The following is a 26777-nucleotide window of genomic DNA, read 5'->3' on the forward strand; positions in this document are numbered from 1 at the left end:
TCTTCTTCAGTAGGGCCACTTCCAGTTACGAACTTCTGGCATATCCTCCCCGTACTTCTCAATGTAGTGCTTATGTTCGATTAGCTTATCTTGCAACTGCTGCTTGATATAAGCTGCCCTATACCCTAATTTTGGTACGCGATCAATTACATCCATCACCAAGTGGAAGCGATCAAGATCGTTAAGAACAACCATATCAAAGGGGGTAGTGGTGGTTCCCTCCTCCTTATAGCCACGCACATGCAAGTTCTTGTGATTGGTGTGGCGATAGGTTAAGCGATGAATCAGCCAGGGATAACCATGAAAGGCGAAAATTATGGGTTTGTCGGTGGTAAAAATTGTGTCGAAATCTTTGGCGCTCAAACCGTGTGGATGCTCACTTTTCGGCTGTAGTGTCATCAAATCGACTACGTTCACTACCCGCACCTTTAAGTCAAGAAAGTGCTGACGCAGGATATCTACAGCAGCCAAGGTTTCTAAAGTAGGAGTATCGCCAGCACAAGCCAGCACCACATCTGGTTCACTGCCTTGGTCATTGCTTGCCCATTCCCAGATCCCAATACCTTTGGTACAGTGTTTAATGGCAGCGTCCATGTTGAGGTATTGCAATGCTGGTTGCTTTCCAGCAACGATGACGTTGATATAGTTGCGACTTCTTAAGCAGTGGTTAGTTACCGATAGCAGAGTGTTGGCATCGGGGGGAAGATATACACGAACGATCTCTGCTTTTTTATTGACCACATGATCGATAAATCCAGGGTCTTGGTGAGAAAAACCATTGTGGTCTTGTCGCCAAACGTGGGAGGTGAGCAGGTAGTTGAGGGACGCAATTGGTCTGCGCCAGGGAATATCAAGGGTAGTCTTCAGCCACTTAGCATGTTGGTTAAACATGGAGTCAATAATGTGGATGAACGCTTCATAGCAAGAGAAAAACCCGTGGCGTCCTGTGAGGAGATAGCCCTCTAACCAACCTTGACAGCTAGTTTCGCTGAGGATTTCCATCACCCGACCATTGGGAGATAGGTGTTCGTCTTCCGGGAGAATCTTGCTAACCCAAGTCCGTTCTGTGACTTCAAACACAGCATCTAAGCGATTTGATTGGGTTTCATCGGGGCCGAAGATCCGGAAATTGCGGCTTTCCTGGTTAAGTCGCATGACATCCCGCAATAATTTTGCTGTCACCTTGGTAGCTTCAGCTTCAATTTTGCCTGGTTGGGGAACATCTACGGCATAGTCTTGAAAGTTGGGCATCTTCAGGTCGCGTAGTAAGATACCACCATTAGCATGGGGATTGTCACCCATACGTCGATGTCCTTGGGGAACTAGTTCTGCTAATTCGGGAATCAATTTGCCATTCTTATCGAAGAGTTCTTCTGGTTTGTAACTCTTCATCCACTCTTCTAGGAGTTTTAGATGTTCTGGCTTTTTGGCTATTTCACCAAAGGGAACTTGGTGCGATCGCCAATAATCTTCGGTTTTTTTCCCATCAACTTCCTTGGGCCCTGTCCAACCTTTAGGGGTTCTCAGAACAATCATCGGCCACTGAGGACGTTCGGTGAAACCATGTACACGCGCTTCCCTCTGAATGCTTTGAATTTGAGCGATCGCTGTGTCTAAAGTCGCCGCCATCTGTTGATGCACATCTGTGGGATCGGAGCCTTCCACAAAGTACGGTTTGTAACCATAGCCGATAAATAGACTCTCTAATTCCTCATGACTTACCCGTGCTAATACCGTTGGGTTGGCAATTTTATAACCATTCAGGTGCAGAATGGGCAGTACAGCACCATCACCCACAGGATTGAGAAACTTGTTGGAATGCCAGCTAGTGGCTAAAGCGCCTGTTTCTGCTTCACCGTCACCAACAACAGCAGCAACAATCAAGTCCGGGTTATCGAAAGCAGCACCGTAGGCGTGGACGAGTGCGTAACCTAATTCACCGCCTTCGTGGATGGAACCGGGAGTTTCTGGTGCAGCGTGGCTAGGAATACCACCCGGAAAAGAAAATTGTTTGAAGAGTTTCTTGATTCCCTCAGCATCCTGGGAAATATTCGGGTAGTACTCGCTGTAGGTTCCCTCTAAGTAGGTGTTGGCTACCAATCCAGGGCCTCCATGACCTGGCCCAGCAATGTAGATCGTGTTCAGGTCATATTTTTTGATTACCCGATTCAGGTGAACATAAATGAAGTTCAGCCCTGGTGTTGTTCCCCAGTGACCCAGGAGTCTGGGTTTGACGTGTTCTAACTTTAGCGGTTCTAAGAGTAGTGGATTGTCAAGTAGATATATTTGACCAACTGAAAGATAGTTTGCAGCACGCCAGTAGGCGTTTATCTTACGCAATTCCTCATCTGTTAAAAGCTTTGTTTGTGGAGTCGTTGCTAATGTCATTTCGGCACTCCATTACAAAAAGGATTTTGACTAGTTCATCAGTAAGCAATTATACTTTTTTTCTAGATTATGGACATCTAACCAATGATGAATTTTCCAGCCTTTGTGACTAAATTCTTTCGAGCTTGGTTGTAATTTTTGTAGGTTGGGCAATGTTTAGAGGTATTTTCTTTAGTTTCATTTATTTATTGATAAATCAAGTTACTTTGTCGTGAAATTATGAATTATGAATTATGTAAATTGATAGTTGAAAACCTTTCAATTTCGCTGATGATTTCAAAATAACGATTTTGTAAAAGCTTAGAAAGTTTTATAGGAAAATGTGATTTTTTGATTCGCATCAAACGTGAATTATTTATTAATAATTAATTGGACAGTATTTGTTTAAGTTGAAATATTACCCGCTTGAAAAATCTGTTGAGCAGTTAGATTTAACTCTGGAAATGTTGGGGACTGGATATGGTCTTTATCCCGAAACTTACTAACTTGATACTCACCTTCATCCAAAGAACAAACTAAGATCGTAGGCTGTTTTGGTTTGCCAATAAACTCCCTACCGCCCAAAGCACTATAATCAATAATCCAATATTCAGGAATTCCTATTTCCTCATAATCTGCGTATTTTTTGAGATAATCATCACGCCAATTTGTACTAACAACTTCAACAATTATAGGAATTGATGCAGGTTGAATAACAGTAGATTCTTTTTTCCACAGAGGTTCATTTATCAAATTAGGGCGATTCAACAACAGTACATCTGGCGAGTAACCTGATTCATTTGCAGGTGGTTTGACTAATGCTGTCTTGGGTATGAAGTATGGGAGATTTAAACGGATACATTCTCTAGTCAGTTCAAAAGCTAAAAATCCTGTTAACTCTTCATGATCTCCTACAGGTTGAGGCATTTTAACAATTGTTCCATTGTGCAATTCATAGCGTTCGTTCTCTGGCTTCCAGTTGATAAATTCTTCAAAAGTTACGATTTTTGGTAAAGCTTGAGTCATTTTCCAGTCTCCAAAATTTTGGTTAACGATTTCAGTTCAAATGTGTTTGTTACTAGCTAGACGCAGATCAATTATAATGACCTAACTGTTAATTTCCAATAATCCCGGCGGTGGTGTAATTTCAATGCGACCAGCTGGCAAATCTACCACAGGTGCGATCGCTTTCACAAACGGAATCAAAACAGTCTTTTGTTTTTGATCATTTGTCATTTGTCCTTTGTCATGAGCAAATGATGGGTGCAATTCCACTTCTAATAAATCATTCCCGGCGGCGATGATATCTACTACTTTGCCCACGAGTTCGCCGGATGTTTGCATGAAAACTTCCAAGCCCATCAAATCGAGGACATGATATTCGTCTTCACCTAATTGCGGGCGATCGCTGGCTGATACCATTAACTTACAACCGCGTAATGCCTCTGCCTGGTCGCAATTTTCTACACCAGCTAACTTGAGAACATACAAGTTTTTACCATTGATGTAACGTCCTGCTAATAATTCGATAGATTGCGGTTTAGTCTCACCAGGGCGTAATAACCAACGTTTCCCTGGGACTTCAAACCGTTCAGGAAAATCGGACTCAGGATAAACCCGCACCTCCCCAGACAATCCTTGAGGTGCAACAATCTTCCCAATTTCTAACCATTCATCAGATTTGTCATTTGTCATTTGTCATTTGTCAAGGGTCAAGGGTCAAGGGTCAAGGGTCAAGAGTTAGGAAGCACAGAGAGCGGCAGATCTAAAAAACTTACTGCAACTCCCCCACTCTCCCAAATCAAGCACTCACAGCCGCACGCTGATACGTTTCCTCTGCTACTTTTGCCAAGCGCTGCATACCAGTGACAATCTCCTCATCGCTGCCGGTGAGACTGATGCGGAAGCATTGGTGCTTGTGCTGCCACTCTTCTTCTAAACCGGGGAAGAAAGAACTACCAGGTACAATAATTACACCCACCTTTTTTAGTCGCTGGTAAAATTCCCAGTCAGTGATAGGTAGATCCTCTAACCATAACCAAGCAAAAATTGCCCCTTCTCCGCGATGGAGAAACCAAGGTAAATTTTTGGGCATTGCTTGTTCTAAACTAGTTTCTAAAACAGTAAATTTATTTTGGTAAAAGGGACGAATGACTGTTTGAGAAATTTCTACTAAAGCACCAGAATTGATTGCCAGAGCAGTGATTGCTTGTCCATAACGTGAAGAATGCAAACTCGCATTTGATTGGAAACACTCCAGCGGCTCAATCCACTTTTCATCACCGATGGCAATCCCAATTCTTTCTCCTGGTAATCCTGCTTTGGATAAACTCATGCAGTGCAGGATGTTATCACCAAACACTGGTGTCATTTCGGTAAAATTCAATGCTGGAAAGGGAGGCGCGTAAGCCGAGTCAATCAACACTGGTAGGTTGTATGGCGAAGCTAGGGCAGCAATCTTTTTCACTTCATCAGCGGTGAGGACGTTACCAGTGGGATTACAGGGACGAGAGAAGAGGACGCAACCAGTGTTTTCTGTAATCGAAAGTTGGCTGAAATCGGGACGATATTTAAATCGGTGAGCAGCTGTATCAATATCTAGGGTTGGTTTGTAGGCGATTAAAGCTTCTGGAACTAAGCAAATACCGCCATAACCTGTGTAGTCAGGACTCAGGGGCAAAACGATTTTTTTTAACTCGCCGCTGCTGGTGTAGCCACCAAATACATTGACAGCGTAGAAGTAGAGAGTTTGACTACCGGGGGTAATCAGGATATTGCGATCGCTTAAATTTAACCCATATCGTTTGTTAAAATCGTTAGCGATCGCCTCAATTAAAGGTGCATAGCCTTGACTTGAACCGTAGCGACAAACGACCTCACCATATTCGGGGCTAGCCAGAAGTTGTGCAGTACAATCTCGCCATAACTGCTCTACCTCTGGCAAAATCAATGGATTGCCAGCACTCAAATTAATAAACTGCTGCCCCGTACCAGATCGTAAGATTTCGATAATGTCCTTCATAATTGCTCTTACGCCAGTTAGATTGGACATTTGAGCGCCAATTTGAGTTAGGGCAGGGTTCATAAGCTGTAACAATAATGTATTAATCGAGAGGTGGACAAACTATCTGGAGGTTGCTGCTGACACAGTGTCTACGTCGTTGCCAAAACAGCTATTACCGCCTTTAATTAATCTAACTAGAGAATGTCATTTTAACAAAGCAAGACTATCGTTGTAGCGGTTATTGTGCAGACTAAATACCATTAAATGTTGCAAAAGTCTATCATACACCTAATATCTATAGTAATCCGGTTTGATTGCTGAATCACTCGTAAAGACCGGGAATGGGGAATAGGGAATGGGGAATGGGGAATAGGGAAGAAGTAATAAAGGTGTACTGAATTTTTTTCAAAAATCAAATAGGAATCTTATATCAGGGCATTAATATAAAGAGCAGAGTTGATAGAGATTGAAATACAAAAGATTTCTTCAACTACTCCTCGACGAAAACTCACATCAGCTCATTGACGAAACTTCTAAAATAGGAGGGCTAAAGTTGGAAGTTAAAGCAGCAGTAGCTTACGGTGCGGGTAAGCCGTTAACTATTGAAACCGTTCAACTATCACAACCACAAGCTGGGGAAGTGTTGGTTGAAATTAAAGCTACCGGGATTTGCCATACTGACGCTTATACCCTTTCTGGTAAAGATCCCGAAGGTTTGTTTCCGGCAATTTTAGGACACGAAGGTGCTGGGGTAGTAGTAGAGGTAGGTGCTGGTGTCACCAGTGTAAAACCAGGAGATCATGTTATTCCCTTATACACCCCAGAATGCCGCCAGTGTGAATATTGTCTAAGTTTTAAAACTAATCTCTGCCAAGCTATTCGCCAAACTCAAGGACGCGGTGTTATGCCCGATGGAACGAGTCGCTTTAGTATCGATGGGGAGATGATTCATCACTACATGGGCACATCTACTTTTGCCAACTATACAGTGCTGCCAGAAATCGCTGTGGCCAAAATTCGCCAAGACGCCCCGTTTGATAAAGTTTGTTACATTGGCTGCGGCGTAACCACGGGTGTTGGTGCAGTGATCAATACAGCCAAAGTGGAACCGGGAGCAAATGTAGTAGTTTTCGGCTTGGGCGGTATTGGTTTAAATGTCATCCAGGCAGCGCGGATGGTGGGAGCCAATATGATTGTAGGGGTGGATATTAATGCCAACAAACGCGTTTTGGCAGAAAAGTTTGGGATGACGCACTTTGTTAATCCCCAGGAAGTAGAGAGCGATTTAGTTGCTTATCTCGTGGAGTTAACTAAGGGCGGTGCTGATTACAGCTTTGAATGTATTGGCAATGTTCAAGTCATGCGTCAAGCATTAGAATGCTGCCATAAAGGTTGGGGTATGAGTGTAATTATTGGTGTGGCTGCGGCTGGACAAGAAATCAGCACTCGTCCATTTCAACTAGTAACTGGGCGTGTTTGGAAAGGTTCAGCATTTGGTGGTGCTAGAGGGCGTACAGATGTACCTAAAATTGTTGATTGGTATATGGAAGGTAAGATCAATATTGATGATTTGATTACCCATGTAATGCCGCTAGAGCAAATTAATGATGCTTTTGATTTGATGCACAAAGGTGAATCAATTCGTAGTGTAGTAACGTTTTAGTTGTTAGATTTTGAGTAGGGTGTTTATCTTTGGAGTAGCCATGACGTAGTAGATTTTCTTCTGAATCCCTTTGATTGTCATGGTTTACACTAAAGCTTGTGGTGTCTGTACGTACTATTATTGTCGGTAATTCGTAGGCTCTAACAAATAGTTTGCGATCGCTCACTTCTGCCAAGATCAACTTTGAATCACTCCATTTTAAGCTTTCCCTCATCTGTTAATGGCTATCTAACAAGTTAATAACTGTTTAATAGCTGTCCATGCAAAAGGTTGTTTGAAAAGTATGATTGCGAACACCATCTTAAGCAATTGCAAGCAAATATGAATATCTGAATATCAAAGCGTAGTAATTTACAGCAAAATACTTATATTTCATTTTGTTTCCTTTACAGATACTTTATAAAATCAAGGATAATTTAAAACAATGAGTAAAGATACTACCTTGGTGTAGCAGTAATTTTTAGTAGGTGTTATAAATTAATCTAAGCATAAACAAAAGTGCATAGAAAATTTACTGAAGATGCCTGTAAATATATCGACCGATTATTCCAGGATAGTAGCAGCTAAGGATCAAATTTTCTCTGAACTACAAGGAGAAGCAGTTATTCTAGATATAAAATCCGGGGTTTACTACGGTTTAAATCAAGTAGGAGCCAGCATTTGGAATGTGATTCAAGCTCCAAAAACTGTAAATGAAATTCGGGATGCCTTGTTGGCAGAATATGAAGTTGATTCCCAAGCATGTGAAACTGACATTTTAATATTGCTTGAAGACTTAGCAAAAAATGGGCTGATCGAGATAACAAATGAAGCAGCTGCTTAAATTGCTCCGCTTGACAAGCAAAGATGGCAACCTTTTGATAAATACCTTTATTTTGTTGGGATTAGTCAAACTAGGATTGTGGTTGCTGCCATTTCAGACCTTACGGCGAATCCTGCGTAACATTAGTCAGCCAAACCCAAAACTAAACCAAACCTCCCTTAGCAGAATTATTTGGGCTGTTAATGTAAGTACTCGTTATATGCCCAGTGGCGCTAAGTGTCTTGCCCGTGCTTTGACTTGCCAGATACTGATGACTCAACGAGGTTACTCACCAGAACTCCGCATAGGAGTTGCCAAAAGTGAGGAAGGGAAATTAGAAGCCCATGCGTGGGTTGAAAGTCAAGGAAAAGTTGTAATTGGCTATCTTACAGATCTTCCACGCTTTACCCAACTGCCCTCTTTGCCAGGAAACAGACTATGAGTGGTATCATCGGCATCTACAACCTAGATGGGAAGTTTGTTAACCATCAGCATCTCAATGATATGGTCAATATTCTCGCCCATAGAGGGCCAGATGGGTCAGATGCATGGTGCGCTGGGTCTGTTGGCTTGGGCCACAGAATGTTATGGACTACTGCTGAATCTCTGTTAGATAAGTTACCTTTGGTTAATCAGACTGAGGATTTAGTTATTACAGCAGATCTTCGTATAGATAACCGGGATCAACTTATCTATGCGTTAAATTTTAATAATTATCCATCTGAAAAAATAACTGATAGCCAGCTAGTATTGGCTGCTTATGAAAAATGGGGTGAGCAATGCCCAGAAAATTTACTAGGTGATTTTGCCTTTGCTATTTGGGATAGGCGAAAGCAAATAATATTTGGTGCCAGAGATCATTTTGGTATTAAACCTTTCTACTACTACTCATCTGAAAAAACCTTTATTTTTGCCAGCGAAATCAAAGCTATTTTTTGTGTTCCAGATGTTCCTCGTCAGATCAATAAAGTGAGGATAGGTGACTATCTGGCATCAATGTTTCACGAGGCTGATATCACTTCTTACAAGAACATCTTCCGATTACCTCCTGCTCACAGGATGACAATCAGTCCTGAAGGAATAAAACTACAATCATACTGGTCTATTGATCCTAATCGTGAATTGCGTTTAGGTTCGGATGAAGAGTACGCAGAAGCATTTCGCGAAATTTTTAGCAAAGCAGTGCAGTGCCGCTTGCGTAGTGCCTTTCCTATTGGATCTCATTTGAGTGGTGGACTGGATTCCTCCTCCATTACCTGTATGGCACGGAAACTGCTTGCTGAAAATGGAGGGCCGCGTCTGCATACCTTTTCGGCAGTCTTTGATGAATTGACCGAATGTGATGAACGCTCCTACATCAACGCAGTGATTGCACAGGGAGGGCTTGAGCCGCATTACGTCAAGGCAGATAAAACCAGTCCGTTGAAGAATATAGACCAAATGTTTTGGCATCAAGACGAAGCTTTTTACGCACCTAATTGGTCTATGAGTTGGGCGTTGTATGAAGCAATTAAAGAGCAAGGTGTTCGTGTAGTATTCGATGGTTTTGATGGCGATAACGTCGTATCGGATGGTTATGGTTACTTAAGTGAATTAGCACGAGCCGGTCGCTGGCTAGCTTTGACTGGGGAAATTAGAGAGCTAACTAAAACTTTCGATGCGAATTTTGGGAAATGGTTATGGAGTTATGTGAAACAATATGGAATTAAGCCGATATTTTCCAAATTCCCACTCTTGAGCCTACTCCGTCGGAGCTGGCGATTAGTCACTCAGTCCGCCACTCGCCAAGCTACCCAACCTCCTTGGAGTGCCATCATGAATGCTGAGTTTATACAACACATCGATCTTCAAAAGCGCTATGAGGCTTGGCAAAAAGTCCAAAGTAATTTTGGTCAAGACGAAAGAGAACGGCACTACCGCAATATAACTCAGGGTTTAGTGTCATTTGCTGCTGAGATGCAAGACAAGACTTGTGCTGCCTTTTCTATTGAGCAACGCTACCCTTTTTGGGACAAGCGCTTAGTAGAATTCTGTCTCTCCTTACCTGCTGAACAAAAGCTGCACATGGGCTGGAATCGGGTTGTGATGCGCCGTGCAATGGCAAATATCTTGCCAGTGGAAGTGCAATGGCGTCGAGGCAAAACAAATTTTTCTCCAAATCTTGTCCATGGTTTATTGTCTTTTGAGCGAGAGCGTTTGGACAAGTTAATTCTCCATGATTTAGGAGTCGTTGCAGAATATGCAGATGTTACTGAACTCAAGCAGATATATCAAAGATTTGTCTCTTTACAGTCTCCAACAACAGCAAAGGATGTCCATACAATTTGGATAGCTATTTCTTTAGCTCTATGGTTGCAGTACGCTGCACAGGACAGACCTGATGAGCTTGCCAGAAAAGGAGTTTAAGTCGATGTTTTTATTTCCTAGAAAACTTTCCATAATGTGTCAGTTCATTGTCCTGTTGGCTGTTGCTTATAAGTAACACCCAACAGCACAGTGAGTTTGATTTTCACCCAACTGAATGGGGTGATTTCACACTTAGCTGCTCTTGGTTCTGAATAGAGCCAACATTGAAAGTAAACAAAACATCAATGAGCAATGAAGGAGAAAATTATGACTGCTAACAAAAAGCCTTATACTCAGCCCAAACTGACTGTTTATGGTGAAGTTGAAGTCTTGACACAAGGTCTAGGTTTGGGCTTGTTTACAGATAAGGAATTTCCCATATCAACTCCCAAAGACGATGTGACTTTCTCTTAATGGGAGTTTTAAATGACAAATAGGTAGATTAGGATACCCAAGTTTTTAAAGCCTATATATTCCTAATTCTCTACCAATAAATCTGATACATAGGCTTCACAAGCTCAGATAGTCTAGATTATTCATTTACCTCTGTTTAGGTTACAACTAAGCAGAGGTATTTACTCGAATCTAAATAAAGAATTAGTCTGTGTGGGCAAGTAACTTAAATAGCTGCTGATATGGAGTTTATGAGATGTATAGTTACACTGCTTACAATTTAGGCATTTGCTCTGCTTTGCCTTTACCGGAGTTACAAGAAAGTTCTATACAGATAGAAGCAGATGTAGTTATCCGTTTTGGAGAAGTAGATTGGTCTTTACCCACGCCACTCCCATCATGGAGTTACTTTCAAATTGATGGTGAATATACTTATTTATACTGGAAAGTGGTAGGTAAATTCCTAATACATTCTGGAAAGGAAATTATTATCGATCCGCTCCCAAATGTAGAAGAGAGCATTATTCGCCTGCCTTTGTTAGGAGCAGTTTTAGGAATGCTGCTTCACCAACGGCAGTTTTTAGTGCTACATGGTAGCGCTGTTGCCGTTGATGGTAATGCTGCCGTCTTTTTAGGGCGATCTGGGCAAGGGAAGTCTACTATGGCAGCAACCCTCTATGGACGGGGGCATAAACTGATGGCAGATGATGTAGCTGCTGTAAATGTTGACAATGCGATCGCTCCCTTATTAGTTCCAGGGTTTCCACGAATCAAGCTTTGGCCGGACGCAGCCACAGCTGCACTGGGAGATGATCCAGAAACCTTGAGGAAGATTCACCCTGAAGTTGAAAAACGCGATCGCCCCACTGTCGATAACTTTTTACGAACACCCTTAATCCTTAAGCGGATTTATGTACTTTCTGTAGGTTCAACTCTTCAGATTAGACTTCTCAAACCCACAGAAGCCGTAACCCAAATAATAGCCAATTCTTATATTCCCATGTTAATTGGCAAAAAATTTATCCAAAGTTCTAAAGCATCTGTACACTTACATCAATGTACCAGTTTAGTTAACAATCTACCTATCTATAGTCTGGAACGACCCCGTTCTCTAGAATTGTTAGCTGATGTAGCAGGTTTGGTAGAAGAAGATTTAGCAGGTGAGAGCCACCCAGCCAGGGTATAGATTATTTAAGCTTAATCTAAATTTAAGATTTTATTAGAGTAATCCAAGGAAAAAATGATCCAAAACTTGGATTACTCTAACGAAAAAATTGAGGTAATTCTAGATAAATCCAAAATTATTTGTTGCCGTTGCCGTTGCCATTACCGTTATTGTTATTTTTAAGGACACGTTCGGCCAGTTTTTCCGGTACTTCCTGGAGATGAGCGTATTCCCAATGGAAAGAACCAACACCAAGAGTAAGCGATCGCAATTCTACAATAAAGTTTTGCATCTCTGCTTGCGGCAAATATGCAGATACATTATCCCAGCCTTGCCAATCGTTTTTGCCCTCATAACCCAAAATTTGCCCGCGTCTACCACTCAGCAGTTGCAACACCTTGGAGGTAAATTCGCTAGGTGTTGTCACCTGCACCCGTAGAATCGGTTCTAGAAGGGTGGGTTGGGCTTGGGGCATCCCCGTTTGCATAGCCAGGCGGGCGGCTTGCTTAAAAGCTTGTTCGGAACTATCGACGCTGTGGTAGGAACCATTGGTCAGAGTTACCGCTACATCTACTATTGGGAAACCCAAGGGCCCGTGTGCCAGAAACTCCCGCACGCCCATTTCTACCCCAGGAATATACTGTCTAGGAACCACACCGCCAACGATGGTTTCATTGAAGTTAAAACCTGTACCACGAGGTAAGGGCTTAATGTCGAGAAAAACATCACCAAACTGTCCATGACCACCGCTTTGGTGCTTGTAGCGCCCATGAACTGAAGCCACAGTTTTGCGGATGGTTTCTTTGTAAGGCACTTGCGGCAAGTGGGTTGTCATCGGTAAGTTATATTTGCGGCGCAGTCTATCTAGGGCGACTTGTAAATGAATTTCGCCTTGTCCCCAAAGGATTACTTCGTGGGTATCGCCATGTTGCTCCCAAGCTAGTGAGCAGTCTTCTTCCAAGAGCTTGGTGATGGCACTGCTCAGTTTAACTTCATTGTTGCGCTTTTCCGGTGTAATGGCGAGTGCATACACTGGTTCCAATTTTTCAGCTTTGGGTAATTCTATAGTCAACGGCTGATCTGTAGAGATTGTATCCCCCGTCTTGATTCCCTCTAAACGACTCAATGCGACAATTTCACCAGCACTAACTTCATTAACTGACTGCTGTTGTTGTCCCATGAGGCGATAAATTCCACCAGTACGAATACCGTTAAGGACGATACCATCAGTTAATTTACCTTGCCAAACACGCACTAGGGATAGTTTGCCACCTTGGGGAGTATAGTAAGTTTTTAGTACCTGGGCTAAAGGAGAAGTTGTTTTGTTTTTGAAGTTTTTTAAGCGACGTTCTGCTGTAGTTTCTGGTTCGGGAGCTTCTCTTAACAAAGCTTCTATTAAAGGTCTAACACCATAGTCTTGTTCTGCTACACCAAAGAAAACGGGCACTACCAAATCGGCCCCTAATTCTAGTTTCAAGTCTTGGAGAATTTCTTCTTGGGGTGGCTCAATGTCTTCTAAAAGTTCTTCCAATAAGTGATCATCAAAATTTGCCAGGGCCTCAAGCATTTCTGCCCGTGCTATATGTTCCTCTTCTTTTAAACTTTCGGGAAAGGGGATAGGATCAGCAGGTGCGCCTGGATGATATTTGTATGCCTGTTCGCTCACCATATCAATAAAGCCGATGAGCTGCTCCTCCCCATTCATAATGGGATATTGGTGCGCTACTAAAGGACGGCTGGATACTGCTTTGAGGGCGTGCAATGTTTCCAATACGTGAATATTTGCCCGATCCATTTTATTAACAAAGACGATGTGGGGAATTTCCCAATCGTCTAAGAATTTAAATAAAGGGGCTAAGGTAAGGACTCGTTGGCGTATGGGTTCACAAACTACAATGGCTGCATCGACTCCCATTAAAGCATTGGATGTTTCTTGGGCAAACTCCACGCTTCCCGGACAGTCAATAAAGGTGAAGTGAATGCCGTTATACTCGGTGCTAGCAGCACTTACTTCTACACTCATCTGGCGATCGCGTGACTCAGCGGCACTGTCTCCTACTGTGTTACCATCCTTAACATTGCCTTTGCGCGAAATTGCCCCTGTAACAAATAACAAGCTTTCTAGTAAAGTGGTTTTTCCACTTAAATAAGGCCCAACAATTGCAACGTTCCGCGAACCCGATTTTACTTTTTCATTCATAAAACCTCCCTTGCAGTAAGTCACCCTAACTGCATGATTCTGTTGATTTCAGGGATAAAAAATGTTTCTCTGGAGTCCAAATTACCCCTTCTTTAATTTGTTATTATCCTCCTTTTAATCAAAAGCTAAAAAAATTGTAGCCTGTTGTAAGGTTTAGCTTAATAAAAGTTAACAATTACCACCTTTAATACCGAATCCAGAAGTTTTGTAAAGGGCTTCAGTTGTAACAAGACTTTATGTGAAGTAAAACTAACTGAAAGTGTTCCAAGTCAGAAAATCAATGGGATTATCATTCTCTAAATATCGCATAGCAACAGTGGCGAGTTTGATTTTGCTAGGTGCAAGCATCCTCTCTCCCTCCCCTTCTCTTCCACTTTCTCCTTCTCCCTCGATGCTGGCACAAAATAGTGGTCAAACGGCCACAGACAGGTTAAACCAAGGCTTACAGGCAATTCAGACGGGAAGAGTACAAGATGCGATCGCTGCTTTTAAACAAGCAACCCAATTAGATCCAAACTTGGCAGCAGCCCACTATAATTTAGGGCTAGCATTACGACAAGTAGGACAATTACAACCCTCTGCTGATGCATTTTATCGAGCAACGCAAGCTGATCCTAAATTTGCTCCAGCCTTTGCCAATTTAGGCGGAGCGTTGTTAGAAGGGAATAATTTACAGTTAGCAAATGATTACTTGCTGCGAGCACTAGAACTTGATCCCAAACTGGGTTTTGCCCACTATAACTTAGGGTTGGTAAGAGAACAGCAACAAGATTGCAAGCAGGCGATCGCCTCTTTTAAAAAAGCAATGGAATATAGTAAAAATGCACCGGAGCCTGCCTATCACATAGGAATGTGTTATCTGCAACAAAGTAAACTTGATCAAGCCAAAGATGCATTTCGCCAAGCACTAAAAATTAATCCTAAATATTCAGAAGCTCACTACAATCTTGGTTCAATTTGGTTTAACCAAGGCAAATTACAAGAGGCTTTGGAAGCTTTTAGAAAATCAGCCGAAGCTAACTCTAACTATCCCAATGCCTATTACGGTGCAGGGTTGGTTTTTATGCAGTTACGACAATATGGAGATGCAATCCAAGTATTGCAATTTGCCAGAGATTTATACAACGCTCAAGGTAATTCCCAGTGGGGAAAAAATGCCGAACAATTGTTGCAACAAGCACCAAATTTAAATTACCAACCTCGCTGAGGCGCGATCGCTTAATATTGCGTAATATAAGATTATTGGGTTGACTCGCTGGTGTGGTGTGAACTAGTCTCGATTGGAATGAAATTTACATGCAAAAGCGCCTCAAGAGTCGATTTTTATTTTGCGATCGCTGGCTTGATCGGCAATCAATTGTTCGTAACATGGAGGCTTTCCAAGATTTAATTGTGATTGTCCTGTGTTTGGGTTTGTTCGCTGTTATGCTCATACAGTTGTGGGGGATACTTATCGCCCTAACGCAGCCGCTTGACTATAAACATGTGACGGCAAAAATACTATTTGTGTTGATTTTAGTCGAATTATTTCGACTGCTAATGGTCTACTTGCAAGAACATAGCATTTCTGTTGGTGTAGCAGTTGAGGTAACAGTTGTATCTGTACTGCGCGAAGTAGTGGTTCACGGAGTACTAGAAATTTCTTCAGTTCAGACGGCTGCAATTTGTGGCTTATTGTTTATTCTGGGTGGGCTATTAGTAGTGTGTGCTAAGACGCCACACATGGATTGTATAAGTGCTAACACTAAGTTATGCCCTATTGTGTACGAAGACCGTAGGGAACTGCAAAATGATTTAGAGTTTCAGTATTCACGTCGCCAAAAAAGTGCTGAGTAAATAAAAATTGAAAATCACTCAGCATACAAAGGTATGTTGTTCTCCGAAGTTCCGTTCAACCTTGGCGTACAAACCTCTGCGCTATGATTTTACCCAGATCGTCTACGCCTTTATTTAGATTGCTTCAACAGCCTTGATCATCCATAGATGACGATTGTTAATCTAACAGTAGTAGTAGTTAACGCACCTTTATAGGGTTCTTCCGGCGTATTGAACTATACTCTTTTGGAGAGATGAATCACTCTTTAAAGCTGAGTAAAAATTAACTGGAAATCCTAAACTAAGGTCAATAACAATGGCTAAAAACACAGGTAACGGACAGTCTCAACAACCTATTAGCAATTTGGAGTACGACTTTATCACCGTGTTGCATAACAAGGCTGAAGCAGTTAAAGCTTACGATACTTACATCAAAGATGCAGAGAAAGTTGGTTCCCAGCCTTGTGTAGAGTTGTTCCAAAAATTACGGCAATCTGATATTGAGCAAGCACAAGAGATTCGCCACCATCTGCAAGAAATAATGCAGCACAGCAAAATGTAACCTAAGCCTTTAACTGCGTAGACGCAAAGAGAAGTTTGAGCATCGGCTTTCTTTGCTTAGATTTGCGGGAGCGACTTGTCGTCAGACATCGTTCCCCACTTATAGAGACAAAGAAGAAAGGCTTACTGATAATGTTGATGGGAGGGAGACGTTAGGAAAAGTATTTGAAGTAATTTTTTTGTTAGGGTTGCTGATTGGTATATTTATTCTGGCTTTGCTACTTTTTGATATTTTTCGAGATGGATTAGCAGATTAAATTACCGCGATCGCAATATTTACGACCCTAAGATCAATTCTGTAAAATTACGACGCCAAGTCGGAATGGTGTTTCAAAGACCGAATCCTTTTCCCAAGTCAATATACATTGGTGACAAGTTAAGATAATCAACTTTTTGTAAACAAGTAATAATACTTAATATGTTGGACAGAATCGGGCTGAAAAACACAATTTTTCAGACTGCGATCGCGTCAAATAAAAAAGCATCGTTTACCCTTGTGTTCAAAACCGAGTCTTTAGCTAAATTTGATACTCAATCTCTCCGTTTATTTATAGCTTAATTACTGTTGACAGAAATAATTTTCCCTTAACTTGTCACGAATGGTCAATATACGAAAATATTTTCTTTGGGACGCGTGCTAACGGTTATAAAGGTAACGTTGATGAATTGGTGAAAAATTCTCTTAGACGCGCCGCTATTTGGGATGAAGTCAAGGACAAACTCAAAGAAAAGGGTACAGCATTATCTGGCGAACAACAGCAACGGCTTTGCATTGCCCGTGCGATCGCTATGAAGCCAGATGTATTACAGTGTTTCCAACAGATAAAGCGAAGACACGAAGCAGCTGAAAATAAAATAGGCTAATTTCCAGCTGCTAGCTGCACTTGCTCTACCGTTAAATCTAAAGCCACTGCTACTTGTTCCACACTCAATCCTAGTGCCAATAACCGAGGTACAGATTCTAACTTAGCTTGTAACTTACCTTCTTCTAAGCCTTCCTGTCTACCTTCCTGTCTACCTTCCTGTCTACCTTCCTGTCTACCTTCCTGTCTACCTTCCTGTCTACCTTCCTGTCTACCTTCCTGTCTACCTTCCTGTCTACCTTCCTGTCTACCTTCTTCTAAGCCGTCTTCTTTAATTGATTGATACATCCTGCTTTTTTTGAATTCATCGTCTATCCCTAACATTTGTGCCAACTCCTCTCGGCTTAACCGGGTAAATTTGTATAAAAGGATGGTTTCTATTAATTCTACAATTTGCTTCCTGGTTGTTTCATCTGCCAGTTGTTGTCTTGCCTGCAAAATCAATTCTCTACCTTTGTCTACGGCTGTTTCTTCCCTTTCGATAATTAATTTAACAATTGCCACTTGCAGTGAATTCTCTGCTGTTCCTAATTCATCTAGATAAATGCGTTGCACTTGTAAACTGTTAAGCAGCAGTTGATACGGTAGTTGATCTTCTGGATCTAAACTTCGTTGCGGATAGATAACGACAGCACGCCAAAAATTGACGGATTCGTTTTGACGCAGGTAAAGAAAAATTTCAGCAAACAAGCGTCTATAAAAAGTAGAGTCTAGTTGAAACTGGACTTCGACAAAGTACAACGGTTGGTTTGTAGTTTCATCTGTTGGGATGAATACCCCATCAATCCGAAAAGCAGTGTCTTTTAGTTCAACGGAAACAAATTCATAGGCACTGGTATTGACAGTTGTGTCACCAATGATTTCAAAAAATATGCTAGGGAAAGCTTGAAATATGCTATAAAATATTTTGTCAGTTTGCACCTGGTGACTACAGCGAAAGTTTTATATTAAAAGTTTATCAAAAATAGCGATCGCCTTCTGATTCAGCATAAAAAAAGAGTTTCACAAGACACTTAGCTCAATGCAAAATTCGGAAAAATAGCGATTTGATTTTATGCAGATTTTAATTACTTTGCATTTCTGCGCCAAGTTTTTCCAGATTTTGGCGAACATTAATAGTACGAATATTATTTACGCCCCAAACTCGCTCACAAATATCTAAAGCTTGCAGATAGAGGGGTTTTGCTTCGCTGTAGCGTCCTGTTGCACGATAGATTTCTGCGAGATTGTTGAGACTTTCAGCAACATTGGGATGGTTCTCTCCCAATAGATGTTTATCAAATTCTAACGCTTTTAAACACAAGGGTTCTGCCTCATTGTAACGCCCCTGTTCTCTGTACATATAACCAAGAGCGTAGATAGTGTCTGCCAAAAGGGGATGGGCCTTTTGCAGTACACGCTGCTTGAGTTCTAAGGATTGCAAAAACAATGATTCAGCTTGTTCATAGCGTCCTTGAGCGCGGTAAATCAATCCTAAATTGTGAAGATCTGTAGCAACATCGGGATTATCTTCTCCCAAAAAACGCTTATCTAACTCTATTGCTTGTTGCGATAAAGGTTCAGCTTCACTGTAGCGTCCTTGATGATAATAAAGTAACGCTAGATTATTCAGTATGAGAGCGAAAGAGGGATGGTTTTCGCCAAGCAGACGCTTTCTGAGTTCTAATGATTGCAGATACAGAGGTTGTGCTTCGTCATATCGCCCTTGTTCATCGTATAGTAGTGCCAGGTTGTTAAGACTAGCGGCGACATCGGAATGGTTGTCTCCCAATAGGCGTTTCCTTAATTTCAAAGCTTGTTGATATAGAAGTTCCGCTTTGTTGTATTGTCCAGTAGATTTGTAAAGTCCCGCCAAGTTATTGAGGCTAGTGGCGACATCGAGATGGTTGTCTCCCAATAGGCGTTTCCTCAGTTCTAAAGCTTGTTGATATATAAGTTCAGCTTCACCGTAACGTCCTGTAGCACGGTACAATCCTGCGAGATTGTTGAGACTATTGGCTAAGTCTATCTGCAAACCTGATTCACTTTGCAGTTCAATCGCTTTACGCCAGTATTTTATTGCTAATTCTTGTTCTTTTTGATAATTCTGAGATTCTCCCCTATCTAACCTACTGCGATAAATATCAGCCAACCTTGAATATAAGGTAGCTAAGCTAGGATCTCTAACTCCTTGTTCCTGTTCTATCTTCTCGATTAAACTTTGTAAATCTTGAATGGGCAAGAAAAAGGAGTTATTTTCATTAGTATCTGTGCTCGCTAATTCTGTGTCTCTAAAAACAAAGCGTATAGGTTCTAATTCTTTACAAGCAATAGCATTTGTTTTTTTAGATACAAACCGAAAAACACCATTGCGCCAACTCCAAAAATCAGGGGCTTTTTTAATTAAGTTGACTAAAATTTGATTAGTCACCCAAAGCACGATCGCAAAAGGAAACTCGCGCAATCCTTCCCGTGTCCACTGTAAGTAACCAAAAAGTTTCTCTTGTTCCGATTGTTCTTCACCTAATCTGAGAAAATAAAGTTGTTCAGCACCTGTCACAGTGATCACCGCCGGGTTACGCTGACTCAGATATTCTTCTTGTTGTACCAGTTGGTTAAGAGCAGCTTTTAGGCTCGGTTCATGACGTGCTAAAGTCACCCGATATGGACGGAATGCGGTTTGTAGTTCAGCTTCATACTGGTCAATAATTTCATCACGAAAGTTAACATCATCACAAACCGCAATCAGTAAATTTAATCCATGTTTTTGAGCTTCAATAGAAACAATTAAATCATCATACGCATCTTGATTTTCTCCTTCATCATCTAATAATTCTTCATTTAACATTGATGGCTCCCTGCCTTTTCAAGCTTTCTATAATAATTGGGTGAACATCGTACCAAGTTTCATCAGTGCGATATTCTAAGACATACAGCCCATGTAGCAAATCCAAAAACTCGGTTTGTTTCGGGTCATTAGGCATAAATTGCTGATAAATACTTTGCAAAATATCTATATCAACTTTTCCTAAACGTATGGAAAAGTCATTGCGAATTTTATTAATTGCTTGAAGTAAAATTTGATCATCAATGATAACTTTCCCTGTTGGATTTCGCCGAATTATCCGCAAGCAAATTCGGCAACATTCTTTAGAAATACGGATTAGCTCTCGCAATACGCCACCACTGTAAATCACAATTTTTTCAGCAGTTTCTGCTGCTATTAATTCGCTAGAAATTCGTTTATGTAAAACTTCACCGAGAATCTTTGTCGCTTCAGAGCGAGGTTGAGCATTAGGGAAGCGATTTTTACCTTTTTCAAAGGTTTTTAATACAGGCATTGCCACAATTTGATCGTTAGTTTCAGTGGCAATTATTGTGCTGATAAATGTTTCTCTAAGTACTGCGATCGGGATAGTGTAGATAATCCTAAAATTAGGTTGACAGAGAGCTTTAATATTGTCTCTATAAATTTCATTAACTCTTCCCAAGTCTAGTTTATCTAAATCATCAATAATTACTAAGACATCTTGTTTCGTAGCAGCTTGAATCAGAGCAGCTATTTCGTTAATCCTAGCAACTAAATCTGATATTTTGCGTTCAAACTCTTGCTTAATTTCATCCCTAACAGTAGCGTCAGCTTTTAGTTTAGAGCTAATTAACTTTAGTAAATCAAACCCTATACTAGCTTCCACTTGCAAATTTAATTCTTCAGTGCGAGTGCGAGTAGCAAACCATTTATAAAGAGCTTCTTTAGTCGATTGAGGAATTTCAACTCTACGTGCTTCCGCCTCGGTCATTAAGTTAACTGCGATCGCAAACAATATATTAATATGATTAACAGCCGACATTTCAATTTTGTCAGCAATAGAAAATAGAACTACAAAATATTTATTTTGAATTTGCCTGCTAAACTCAGCTAACAAAGTTGACTTACCACATCCCCGATGTCCTGTAAAGACAATTTTGCCATCTCCATTGGGACTATCTTCAACTAGTTGGCTAAGATCTGCGATCAAATCATCACCATATTCCACTCTAAATCTTTCCATTTCGTTCTGTTCCATCAACGGGAACAGTTCGAGATTGCTGTATGCTTCTTGAAAAGAGTTTAATAATTCTTTGGTCATTGGATAGTGCTGTAAATGTGTTAACTATCCATATAATGGCTCATCATTTTTGTACTAAAAGTTCAGGCGATCGCAACTTTCCCCGCTCTGTCAATAAACGACTACTAGGTGCTTACTATCTGATCTTCTCAAAACAAAGGCTCTACTTATCAGAATACCAACCAAAAAACAAGTAATAGAGGTAAATAATAAATAAAAACTGATGATAGATGATACATTTAATAAACAGCAATGAATGATGGATTATACATCTGAAATAGTGAAGCTACTTAACCAATAAATAAAATAAAATTTTCAGTTATAAAAATAAATTTTCTGCGTCCTGTGTGTCTCTTCTGCTTATTCTTGTAACAATAGTGGTCTAACTCCTAACGGTAGCGGTTTCCGTTACAACATTATTCGTCTACATTGAAACATTAGACCTCTTGCATAAATCAAAACATCATCAAGGCTGGGTAATGGGGAAGAAATTATGAGTAAGATTTAGTTGGGTTCTAAATCCCCATCCGAATCTTTAAGAGTCCCCAATCCCAGTCCCCAGTCCCAGTTCAACTAAACTGCTCAATAATCCCGCCGCCTAACACTTTCTCCGCGTCGTACCACACAGCAGCTTGTCCGGGGGTGATACTTACCTGGGGTTCATCAAACACCAAGCGGACGCGGGAGTTTTCTAAAGGAATCACTGTAGCTGGTGTAGGGGTTGAACGATAACGAATTTGTACTTTTGCACGAATCGGGGTTGATGGTTCAACAATGGAAACCCAGTTTACTCGCTCTACCGTACATTCTGATTGAGTTACCTTAGTGCGATCGCCTACAACTACTTTATTATTCACTGCATCTAATTCAATCACATACAGCGGTTCAGCCGCAGCAATCCCCAATCCTTTGCGCTGGCCAATTGTGTAGTGATGCACACCATCGTGCTGTCCTAAGATTTTGCCTGTAGCATCTACAATATCGCCTTTTTTGGGCGCAAGATACTTATCGAGGAATGCCCGCATGGAACCGTTACTTTCCACTAAACACAAATCCTGACTTTCTGGTTTCTCAGCGGTTTTCAGTCCGTATTCAGCAGCGATGCGGCGGGTGTCAGCTTTTTCCAGTTCACCCAAAGGAAATATGCTCGCTGCGAGTAAATCCTGAGACAAATCATAGAGAAAATAGGACTGGTCTTTGTTGCGGTCAACTGCTCTTAACAACTGGTAACGCCCAGTAGCTTGATCATAATTAATTTGAGCATAATGACCAGTAGCAATGCGATCGCATCCTAATTCTTCTCGAGCATACTGCACCATTGGGCCAAACTTCACCGTTTTATTGCACTGGGAGCAAGGTAAAGGCGTGATCCCAGCACTGTAACCAGCCACCAAATAATCGACAATATATTTTTGAAAGACATCCCTAGTATCAACAACCTGATGGGGAATTCCTAGTTGTTCACAGATATAAGCCGCGTCGATCATACCTTCAGAGCAACACTGACCTTTGCCTTTCATGAGCCAAAGAGTCAAACCAATCACTTCATAACCCTGATGATGCAGGATAGCAGCTGCGGTGGAACTATCAACGCCACCCGAAAGACCAACGACGACTTTTTTCATAACCCTAAATCTTGTTAGGCTAGTGGCTGCCACCGACTGGGATTAAAACCCATACAATACAACCACATAGCAAAATTTTAACTTTGTCCAACTTTCTATCTGTGGTTTTTATGTAATCAAGGCAATGCCTTAATTATTCAATTGTAGCATACATCTCTTCAAAGCCTTGCTAGCAAAGCGCTTCAGTTCATGGAAAGCGGCAGTATTGGGCATAGGACAAGGGAAATAATAATTGTTCGCTTGCTTCCCCTACTTCCCTACTCCCATACCCGAATGGCACTATGCCCAAAAACCACTCCCATAAATGGTTTTATTATCTTCATAGATGTATTTGTTGCCACGCAGATGAGCTAATTTTACGCAAACGCTATATAGTTGCTACAACAGCGAACTAAATTAGTTGCTGAAGGAAATTGCCTAGAAATGCTGTGACTACTTTGTGACTACTATGTCAAGTGCAATACCAAGTCAATTTATCCGATTTCACATACTGCTCTTGTTAGTAGGAGGATGGTTAGCATTAATCACTCACTCTACCCCAGCACAAGCACAAATCCACAACAGCGGCGTGTTGTTGGTTCAACAAGGGGGCGTTGAAACTTTACCACCACCGCCAGATCTCCAACCGATTCCTTATAATCAGCAGCCATTACCGCAGATCGAACCAGTACAAAATAATCAATCTGAGCAGGACTTTCAACCCTCCCAAGCAGTAGAGGCTAATCAATATAGCCAGAACTTTGAGCGTTATTTAGTATATGTTGATAGCAATGATCCCCAGACACTAGAACAAATACGCTTGATTGAACCCAGAGCTTATGTCCGCCAGTACCAAGGACGTACCGTAATCCAGTCAGGAGTTTTTAGCAGAGCATCTAACGCTCAACAACGAGTTAGAGAACTGAAGTCATACGGTATCAATAGCGCAAGGATCGTCAGCTTTGCTGATGGACAGGAAATAAACACTTCCTCCTCTTTTAGAAGTGATTCTGGAAGAGACAATTCTAGAAGGCAAGAGTCTAGATACTATGTCGCTATTCCCGCCAAAGCCGAAGAGTTAGCCGGAATTGCAGCCCGAATTAGGCAGAATCTGGGACAAAATGGCGGTGTATTTGAAAGACTCAAACCGCGAGGGCCACACGTAGCAGTAGGGCCTTTTACTGAGCGTTTCCAAGCAGAAGAATGGAACAAGTATCTGCGAGATTATTTAGGATACGGTGATGCCAGAGTTTACTACGGAAAGTAAATTCAGTGCTGAGTAAAGAGTGAGGAGTTAATGTGAAACTCATAACTCATAACTCATAACTCACTACTCATGATTCAGCACTCAGGACTGATGCAGGATAGGCAAGAACAAATTTCGCAAGTGGTAGTTACTGCTGGGCAAATGCGCGATATTGAAAAGCGGATCTTTGCAGCAGGAATGCCTGTAGTCGCTTTGATGGAAAAGGTGGCGGGATTAATTGCGCGTCGTATTCAAGCTCTAATCTCCTCCCCTGTCAAGAAATCTCGGATCGGCATTTTAGTCGGCCCCGGTCATAATGGGGGTGATGCTTTGGTAGTAGCCCGTGAATTACACTTTTGCGGATATGAAGTTTGGATATATTCTCCTTTCTCGAAGCTCAAGGAATTAACTTCGCAGCACTTGCAGTATGCCCAAAGTTTGGGCATCCCAGTTTATCAAACCGTCGCGCAATTGCCAAATTCTGATTTTTTGATTGATGGCTTATTTGGATTTGGTTTAGAAAGAACGCTTACAGATCCCATAGCCTTGGAAATTAATCAGCTAAATGAATTGTCTGTACCAATCATTAGTATTGATTTGCCGTCGGGTTTACACACTGATACAGGTGAGGTGTTGGGAACTGCCATTCGTGCTACTCATACGTTTTGTCTAGGTTTATGGAAGCTGGCTTTTTTGCAAGATCAGGCTTTGAATTATCTCGGTAAAGCTGAGTTAATCGATTTTGATATTCCTTTAGCTGAGGTGCAAGCGGTTCTAGGGGATACACCCAAGATTAAACGCATTACACGAGCGATCGCACTTTCTACTTTACCCCTACCTCGTCCACCAGTCACTCATAAGTATAAAGAAGGACATTTACTACTAATTTGTGGTTCACGCCGCTATGCTGGTGGAGCAATTTTAACTGGTTTAGGTGCGCGGGCGAGTGGTGTGGGGATGCTTTCAATTGCCGTACCCGAATCCCTGAAACCCCTTTTGGTGTCACACTTGCCAGAAGCGCTAATTGTTGGTTGTCCAGAGACGGAAACCGGAGCGATAGCTCACTTGCAACTCCCAGAAAACACTGATTTGAGTTCATTTAATGCGATCGCTTGTGGCCCTGGTTTAACACGAGATGCTACTCCCATAGTACAAGAAGTTCTACAAAGCGACGCCCCTTTGCTTCTCGATGCTGATGGTTTGAATATCCTGGCCCAAATGGGAACAATCCCCACCTTAAAAAAGCGCCAAGCACTAACAGTGCTGACACCCCACACTGGTGAATTCCAGCGATTGTTTCCTGATATTGCCGATGCCAAAGATCGGGTGTTAGCAGTACGGGAAGCAGCGGCGCAAAGTGGGGCGGTAATTTTATTAAAAGGGGCTAGGACTGCGATCGCAAACCCTCAAGGTGCAGTGTGGATTAATCCAGAAAGTACGCCGGCTTTGGCGCGTGGCGGTAGTGGCGATGTGTTAACCGGGCTACTAAGTGGATTATTAGCACAAGCAGCGACCAAGCAGATTACAGTAGAGAATATTGTTGCAACTGCTGCTTGGTGGCATTCTCAAGCAGGTATTTTAGCAGCCCAAGAGCGCACTGAGTTAGGTGTAGATGCATTCACATTGACACAATATTTGATGAAAGCTTTAACTTAGTTGCTCCCCTCATTCCCAGCCTCCGGCTGGGAACGAGAGGAATCACCCATTTATGAGCTACAAATACTTTTGTAACAATAACCCTAACTTCGCCTTTGTCGCGGCTGGTGCTTTTTCTAAATTAGTCAAAATTGCATACTTCAACGCTGAATGTGCATCACTCAACGGGGGATTTTCACTCAAGCGGCGCACGGTTTCTTGAATCACCTTTTGAGCATTGACTGCATTCCGCTGCAAATTAGCAATCACTAACTCCACTGTGACGCTATCGTGTTCTGGATGCCAACAATCATAGTCTGTCACCAGCGCTAAGGTTGAGTATGCAATTTCGGCTTCCCTCGCCAACTTCGCCTCTGGTAAATTCGTCATCCCAATTACTGTTGCACCCCAACTGCGGTAAAGACTTGATTCCGCCTTAGTGGAAAAAGCTGGCCCTTCCATGCATACATAAGTACCACCGCGATGCAGAGTTACTTCTGGCAAATTTAGAGATGCGATCGCATCTGCCAACACAAGAGCCAAGTTTTTACAAATCGGATCGCCAAAAGCAATGTGAGCAACAATTCCCTCACCGAAAAATGTCGAAATCCGGTTTTTCGTCCTGTCAATAAACTGATCTGGTACTACCATATCCAGTGGTTTAGCTTCTTCCTTCAAGGAACCGACAGCACTAGCTGAAATTAAATACTCTACACCCAGTTGCTTCATTGCATAGATATTTGCACGAAATGGTAACTCAGAAGGTAATAACGTGTGATTGCGACCATGGCGTGCTAAAAAAGCTACTCGTGTACCCTCTAGTGTCCCCAAAATTAAAGCATCCGATGGTGAACCAAAAGGAGTCTCGACTTGCACTTCTTCTACATCTTTGAGTGCATCCATCTTGTATAAACCACTGCCGCCAATAATTCCAATCCGAGCTTGGGTCATGATTTTAAACTGTTCCTTGCTAAGCCGCCAAGTTATTTTACCGAAAAGCAGAACGGCTGCAAATTAGCTGAGTA

At 41.8% G+C, this 26777-nt stretch carries 21 protein-coding genes and 3 pseudogenes; 14 read left to right on the forward strand and 10 right to left on the reverse strand.

Annotation, left to right across the window (positions count from 1 at the left end):
• Positions 1–6 precede the first annotated feature (6 nt).
• The 4 genes from IQ246_RS09160 to IQ246_RS09175 all read right to left on the reverse strand — a co-directional run bounded on the left by IQ246_RS09160 (position 7) and on the right by IQ246_RS09175 (position 5452).
• Positions 7–2388: a phosphoketolase gene (locus tag IQ246_RS09160; protein ID WP_194002215.1), complete on the reverse strand. Its 2382-nt coding sequence runs from the start codon at positions 2386–2388 to the stop codon at positions 7–9.
• Between the two features lie 384 nt (positions 2389–2772).
• Positions 2773–3393: a Uma2 family endonuclease gene (locus IQ246_RS09165; RefSeq protein WP_194002217.1), complete on the reverse strand. Its 621-nt coding sequence runs from the start codon at positions 3391–3393 to the stop codon at positions 2773–2775.
• 81 nt (positions 3394–3474) lie between these two features.
• Positions 3475–4062, reverse strand: coding sequence for a ribosome maturation factor RimM (rimM, locus tag IQ246_RS09170; RefSeq protein WP_194002219.1), 588 nt, complete (start codon positions 4060–4062; stop codon positions 3475–3477).
• 106 nt (positions 4063–4168) lie between these two features.
• Positions 4169–5452: a valine--pyruvate transaminase gene (locus IQ246_RS09175; RefSeq protein WP_194002221.1), complete on the reverse strand. Its 1284-nt coding sequence runs from the start codon at positions 5450–5452 to the stop codon at positions 4169–4171.
• Between the two features lie 472 nt (positions 5453–5924).
• On the opposite strand from IQ246_RS09175, the gene IQ246_RS09180 reads away from it, so the two are divergent.
• The 6 genes from IQ246_RS09180 to IQ246_RS09205 all read left to right on the forward strand — a co-directional run bounded on the left by IQ246_RS09180 (position 5925) and on the right by IQ246_RS09205 (position 11761).
• On the forward strand, positions 5925–7034 hold the full coding sequence (locus IQ246_RS09180; RefSeq protein ID WP_194002223.1) for an S-(hydroxymethyl)glutathione dehydrogenase/class III alcohol dehydrogenase: 1110 nt from the start codon (positions 5925–5927) through the stop codon (positions 7032–7034).
• Positions 7035–7554: 520 nt separating this feature from the next.
• On the forward strand, positions 7555–7857 hold the full coding sequence (locus IQ246_RS09185) for a lasso peptide biosynthesis PqqD family chaperone (RefSeq protein ID WP_194002225.1): 303 nt from the start codon (positions 7555–7557) through the stop codon (positions 7855–7857).
• Positions 7841–8278, forward strand: coding sequence for a lasso peptide biosynthesis B2 protein (locus IQ246_RS09190; protein WP_194002228.1), 438 nt, complete (start codon positions 7841–7843; stop codon positions 8276–8278). Before IQ246_RS09185 ends, IQ246_RS09190 begins: the two co-directional genes overlap by 17 nt.
• The gene (locus IQ246_RS09195) at positions 8275–10242 is read left to right on the forward strand and encodes a lasso peptide isopeptide bond-forming cyclase (RefSeq protein WP_194002230.1); all 1968 of its coding nucleotides are present in this window, start codon (positions 8275–8277) and stop codon (positions 10240–10242) included. Before IQ246_RS09190 ends, IQ246_RS09195 begins: the two co-directional genes overlap by 4 nt.
• A gap of 207 nt (positions 10243–10449) precedes the next feature.
• A complete protein-coding gene (locus IQ246_RS09200; RefSeq protein ID WP_191756300.1) occupies positions 10450–10596 on the forward strand; it encodes a putative RiPP precursor in 147 nt (48 codons plus the stop codon).
• Between the two features lie 235 nt (positions 10597–10831).
• A complete protein-coding gene (locus IQ246_RS09205; protein ID WP_194002232.1) occupies positions 10832–11761 on the forward strand; it encodes a serine kinase in 930 nt (309 codons plus the stop codon).
• Between the two features lie 115 nt (positions 11762–11876).
• Here IQ246_RS09205 and IQ246_RS09210 read toward each other — a convergent pair whose 3' ends face one another.
• A complete protein-coding gene (locus IQ246_RS09210) occupies positions 11877–13940 on the reverse strand; it encodes an elongation factor G (RefSeq protein WP_194002234.1) in 2064 nt (687 codons plus the stop codon).
• A 280-nt stretch (positions 13941–14220) separates the two neighbouring features.
• Here IQ246_RS09210 and IQ246_RS09215 point away from each other — a divergent pair, with 280 nt between their 5' ends.
• The 6 genes and pseudogenes from IQ246_RS09215 to IQ246_RS09230 form a co-directional block, all read left to right on the forward strand.
• Positions 14221–15147 (forward strand): lipopolysaccharide assembly protein LapB, encoded by a 927-nt coding sequence (locus tag IQ246_RS09215; protein WP_194002272.1) that lies wholly within the window; start codon positions 14221–14223, stop codon positions 15145–15147.
• Positions 15148–15236: 89 nt separating this feature from the next.
• Entirely contained in the window at positions 15237–15776 is a 540-nt protein-coding gene (locus tag IQ246_RS09220; RefSeq protein WP_194002236.1) for a phosphate-starvation-inducible PsiE family protein, read from the forward strand.
• Positions 15777–16071: 295 nt separating this feature from the next.
• Positions 16072–16317 carry a hypothetical protein gene (locus IQ246_RS09225; RefSeq protein ID WP_194002238.1) on the forward strand — a complete coding sequence of 82 codons (246 nt, stop codon included), beginning with the start codon at positions 16072–16074 and terminating at the stop codon, positions 16315–16317.
• A 52-nt stretch (positions 16318–16369) separates the two neighbouring features.
• A pseudogene (locus tag IQ246_RS30225) lies at positions 16370–16564 on the forward strand (hypothetical protein); the annotation flags it as partial.
• A 2-nt stretch (positions 16565–16566) separates the two neighbouring features.
• Positions 16567–16671: pseudogene (locus IQ246_RS30230) on the forward strand (phosphate ABC transporter ATP-binding protein); the annotation flags it as partial.
• A 248-nt stretch (positions 16672–16919) separates the two neighbouring features.
• Positions 16920–17123, forward strand: a pseudogene (locus IQ246_RS09230) (ATP-binding cassette domain-containing protein); the annotation flags it as partial.
• A gap of 53 nt (positions 17124–17176) precedes the next feature.
• On the opposite strand, the gene IQ246_RS09235 reads toward IQ246_RS09230, so the two are convergent.
• From IQ246_RS09235 to mnmA, 4 genes are all read right to left on the reverse strand, one after another.
• Positions 17177–18100 (reverse strand): Rpn family recombination-promoting nuclease/putative transposase, encoded by a 924-nt coding sequence (locus IQ246_RS09235; RefSeq protein ID WP_194002240.1) that lies wholly within the window; start codon positions 18098–18100, stop codon positions 17177–17179.
• 142 nt (positions 18101–18242) lie between these two features.
• Positions 18243–20006, reverse strand: a complete 1764-nt coding sequence (locus tag IQ246_RS09240) for a tetratricopeptide repeat protein (protein ID WP_194002242.1) — start codon at positions 20004–20006, stop codon at positions 18243–18245.
• Positions 19996–21288 carry an ATP-binding protein gene (locus IQ246_RS09245; RefSeq protein WP_194002244.1) on the reverse strand — a complete coding sequence of 431 codons (1293 nt, stop codon included), beginning with the start codon at positions 21286–21288 and terminating at the stop codon, positions 19996–19998. The genes IQ246_RS09240 and IQ246_RS09245 overlap by 11 nt, the downstream gene beginning before the upstream one ends.
• A gap of 548 nt (positions 21289–21836) precedes the next feature.
• Positions 21837–22892 (reverse strand): tRNA 2-thiouridine(34) synthase MnmA, encoded by a 1056-nt coding sequence (mnmA, locus tag IQ246_RS09250; RefSeq protein ID WP_194002246.1) that lies wholly within the window; start codon positions 22890–22892, stop codon positions 21837–21839.
• Positions 22893–23340: 448 nt separating this feature from the next.
• On the opposite strand from mnmA, the gene IQ246_RS09255 reads away from it, so the two are divergent.
• Both IQ246_RS09255 and IQ246_RS09260 read left to right on the forward strand, forming a co-directional pair.
• Positions 23341–24138 (forward strand): hypothetical protein, encoded by a 798-nt coding sequence (locus IQ246_RS09255; protein ID WP_194002248.1) that lies wholly within the window; start codon positions 23341–23343, stop codon positions 24136–24138.
• Between the two features lie 90 nt (positions 24139–24228).
• Complete coding sequence (locus IQ246_RS09260; RefSeq protein ID WP_194002274.1) at positions 24229–25773, forward strand: NAD(P)H-hydrate dehydratase; 1545 nt, start codon at positions 24229–24231, stop codon at positions 25771–25773.
• Positions 25774–25830: 57 nt separating this feature from the next.
• Here IQ246_RS09260 and IQ246_RS09265 read toward each other — a convergent pair whose 3' ends face one another.
• Positions 25831–26703, reverse strand: a complete 873-nt coding sequence (locus IQ246_RS09265; protein ID WP_194002250.1) for an S-methyl-5'-thioadenosine phosphorylase — start codon at positions 26701–26703, stop codon at positions 25831–25833.
• Positions 26704–26777: the final 74 nt, after the last annotated feature.

Source organism: aff. Roholtiella sp. LEGE 12411 (assembly GCF_015206995.1).
Lineage (GTDB): Bacteria > Cyanobacteriota > Cyanobacteriia > Cyanobacteriales > Nostocaceae > Komarekiella.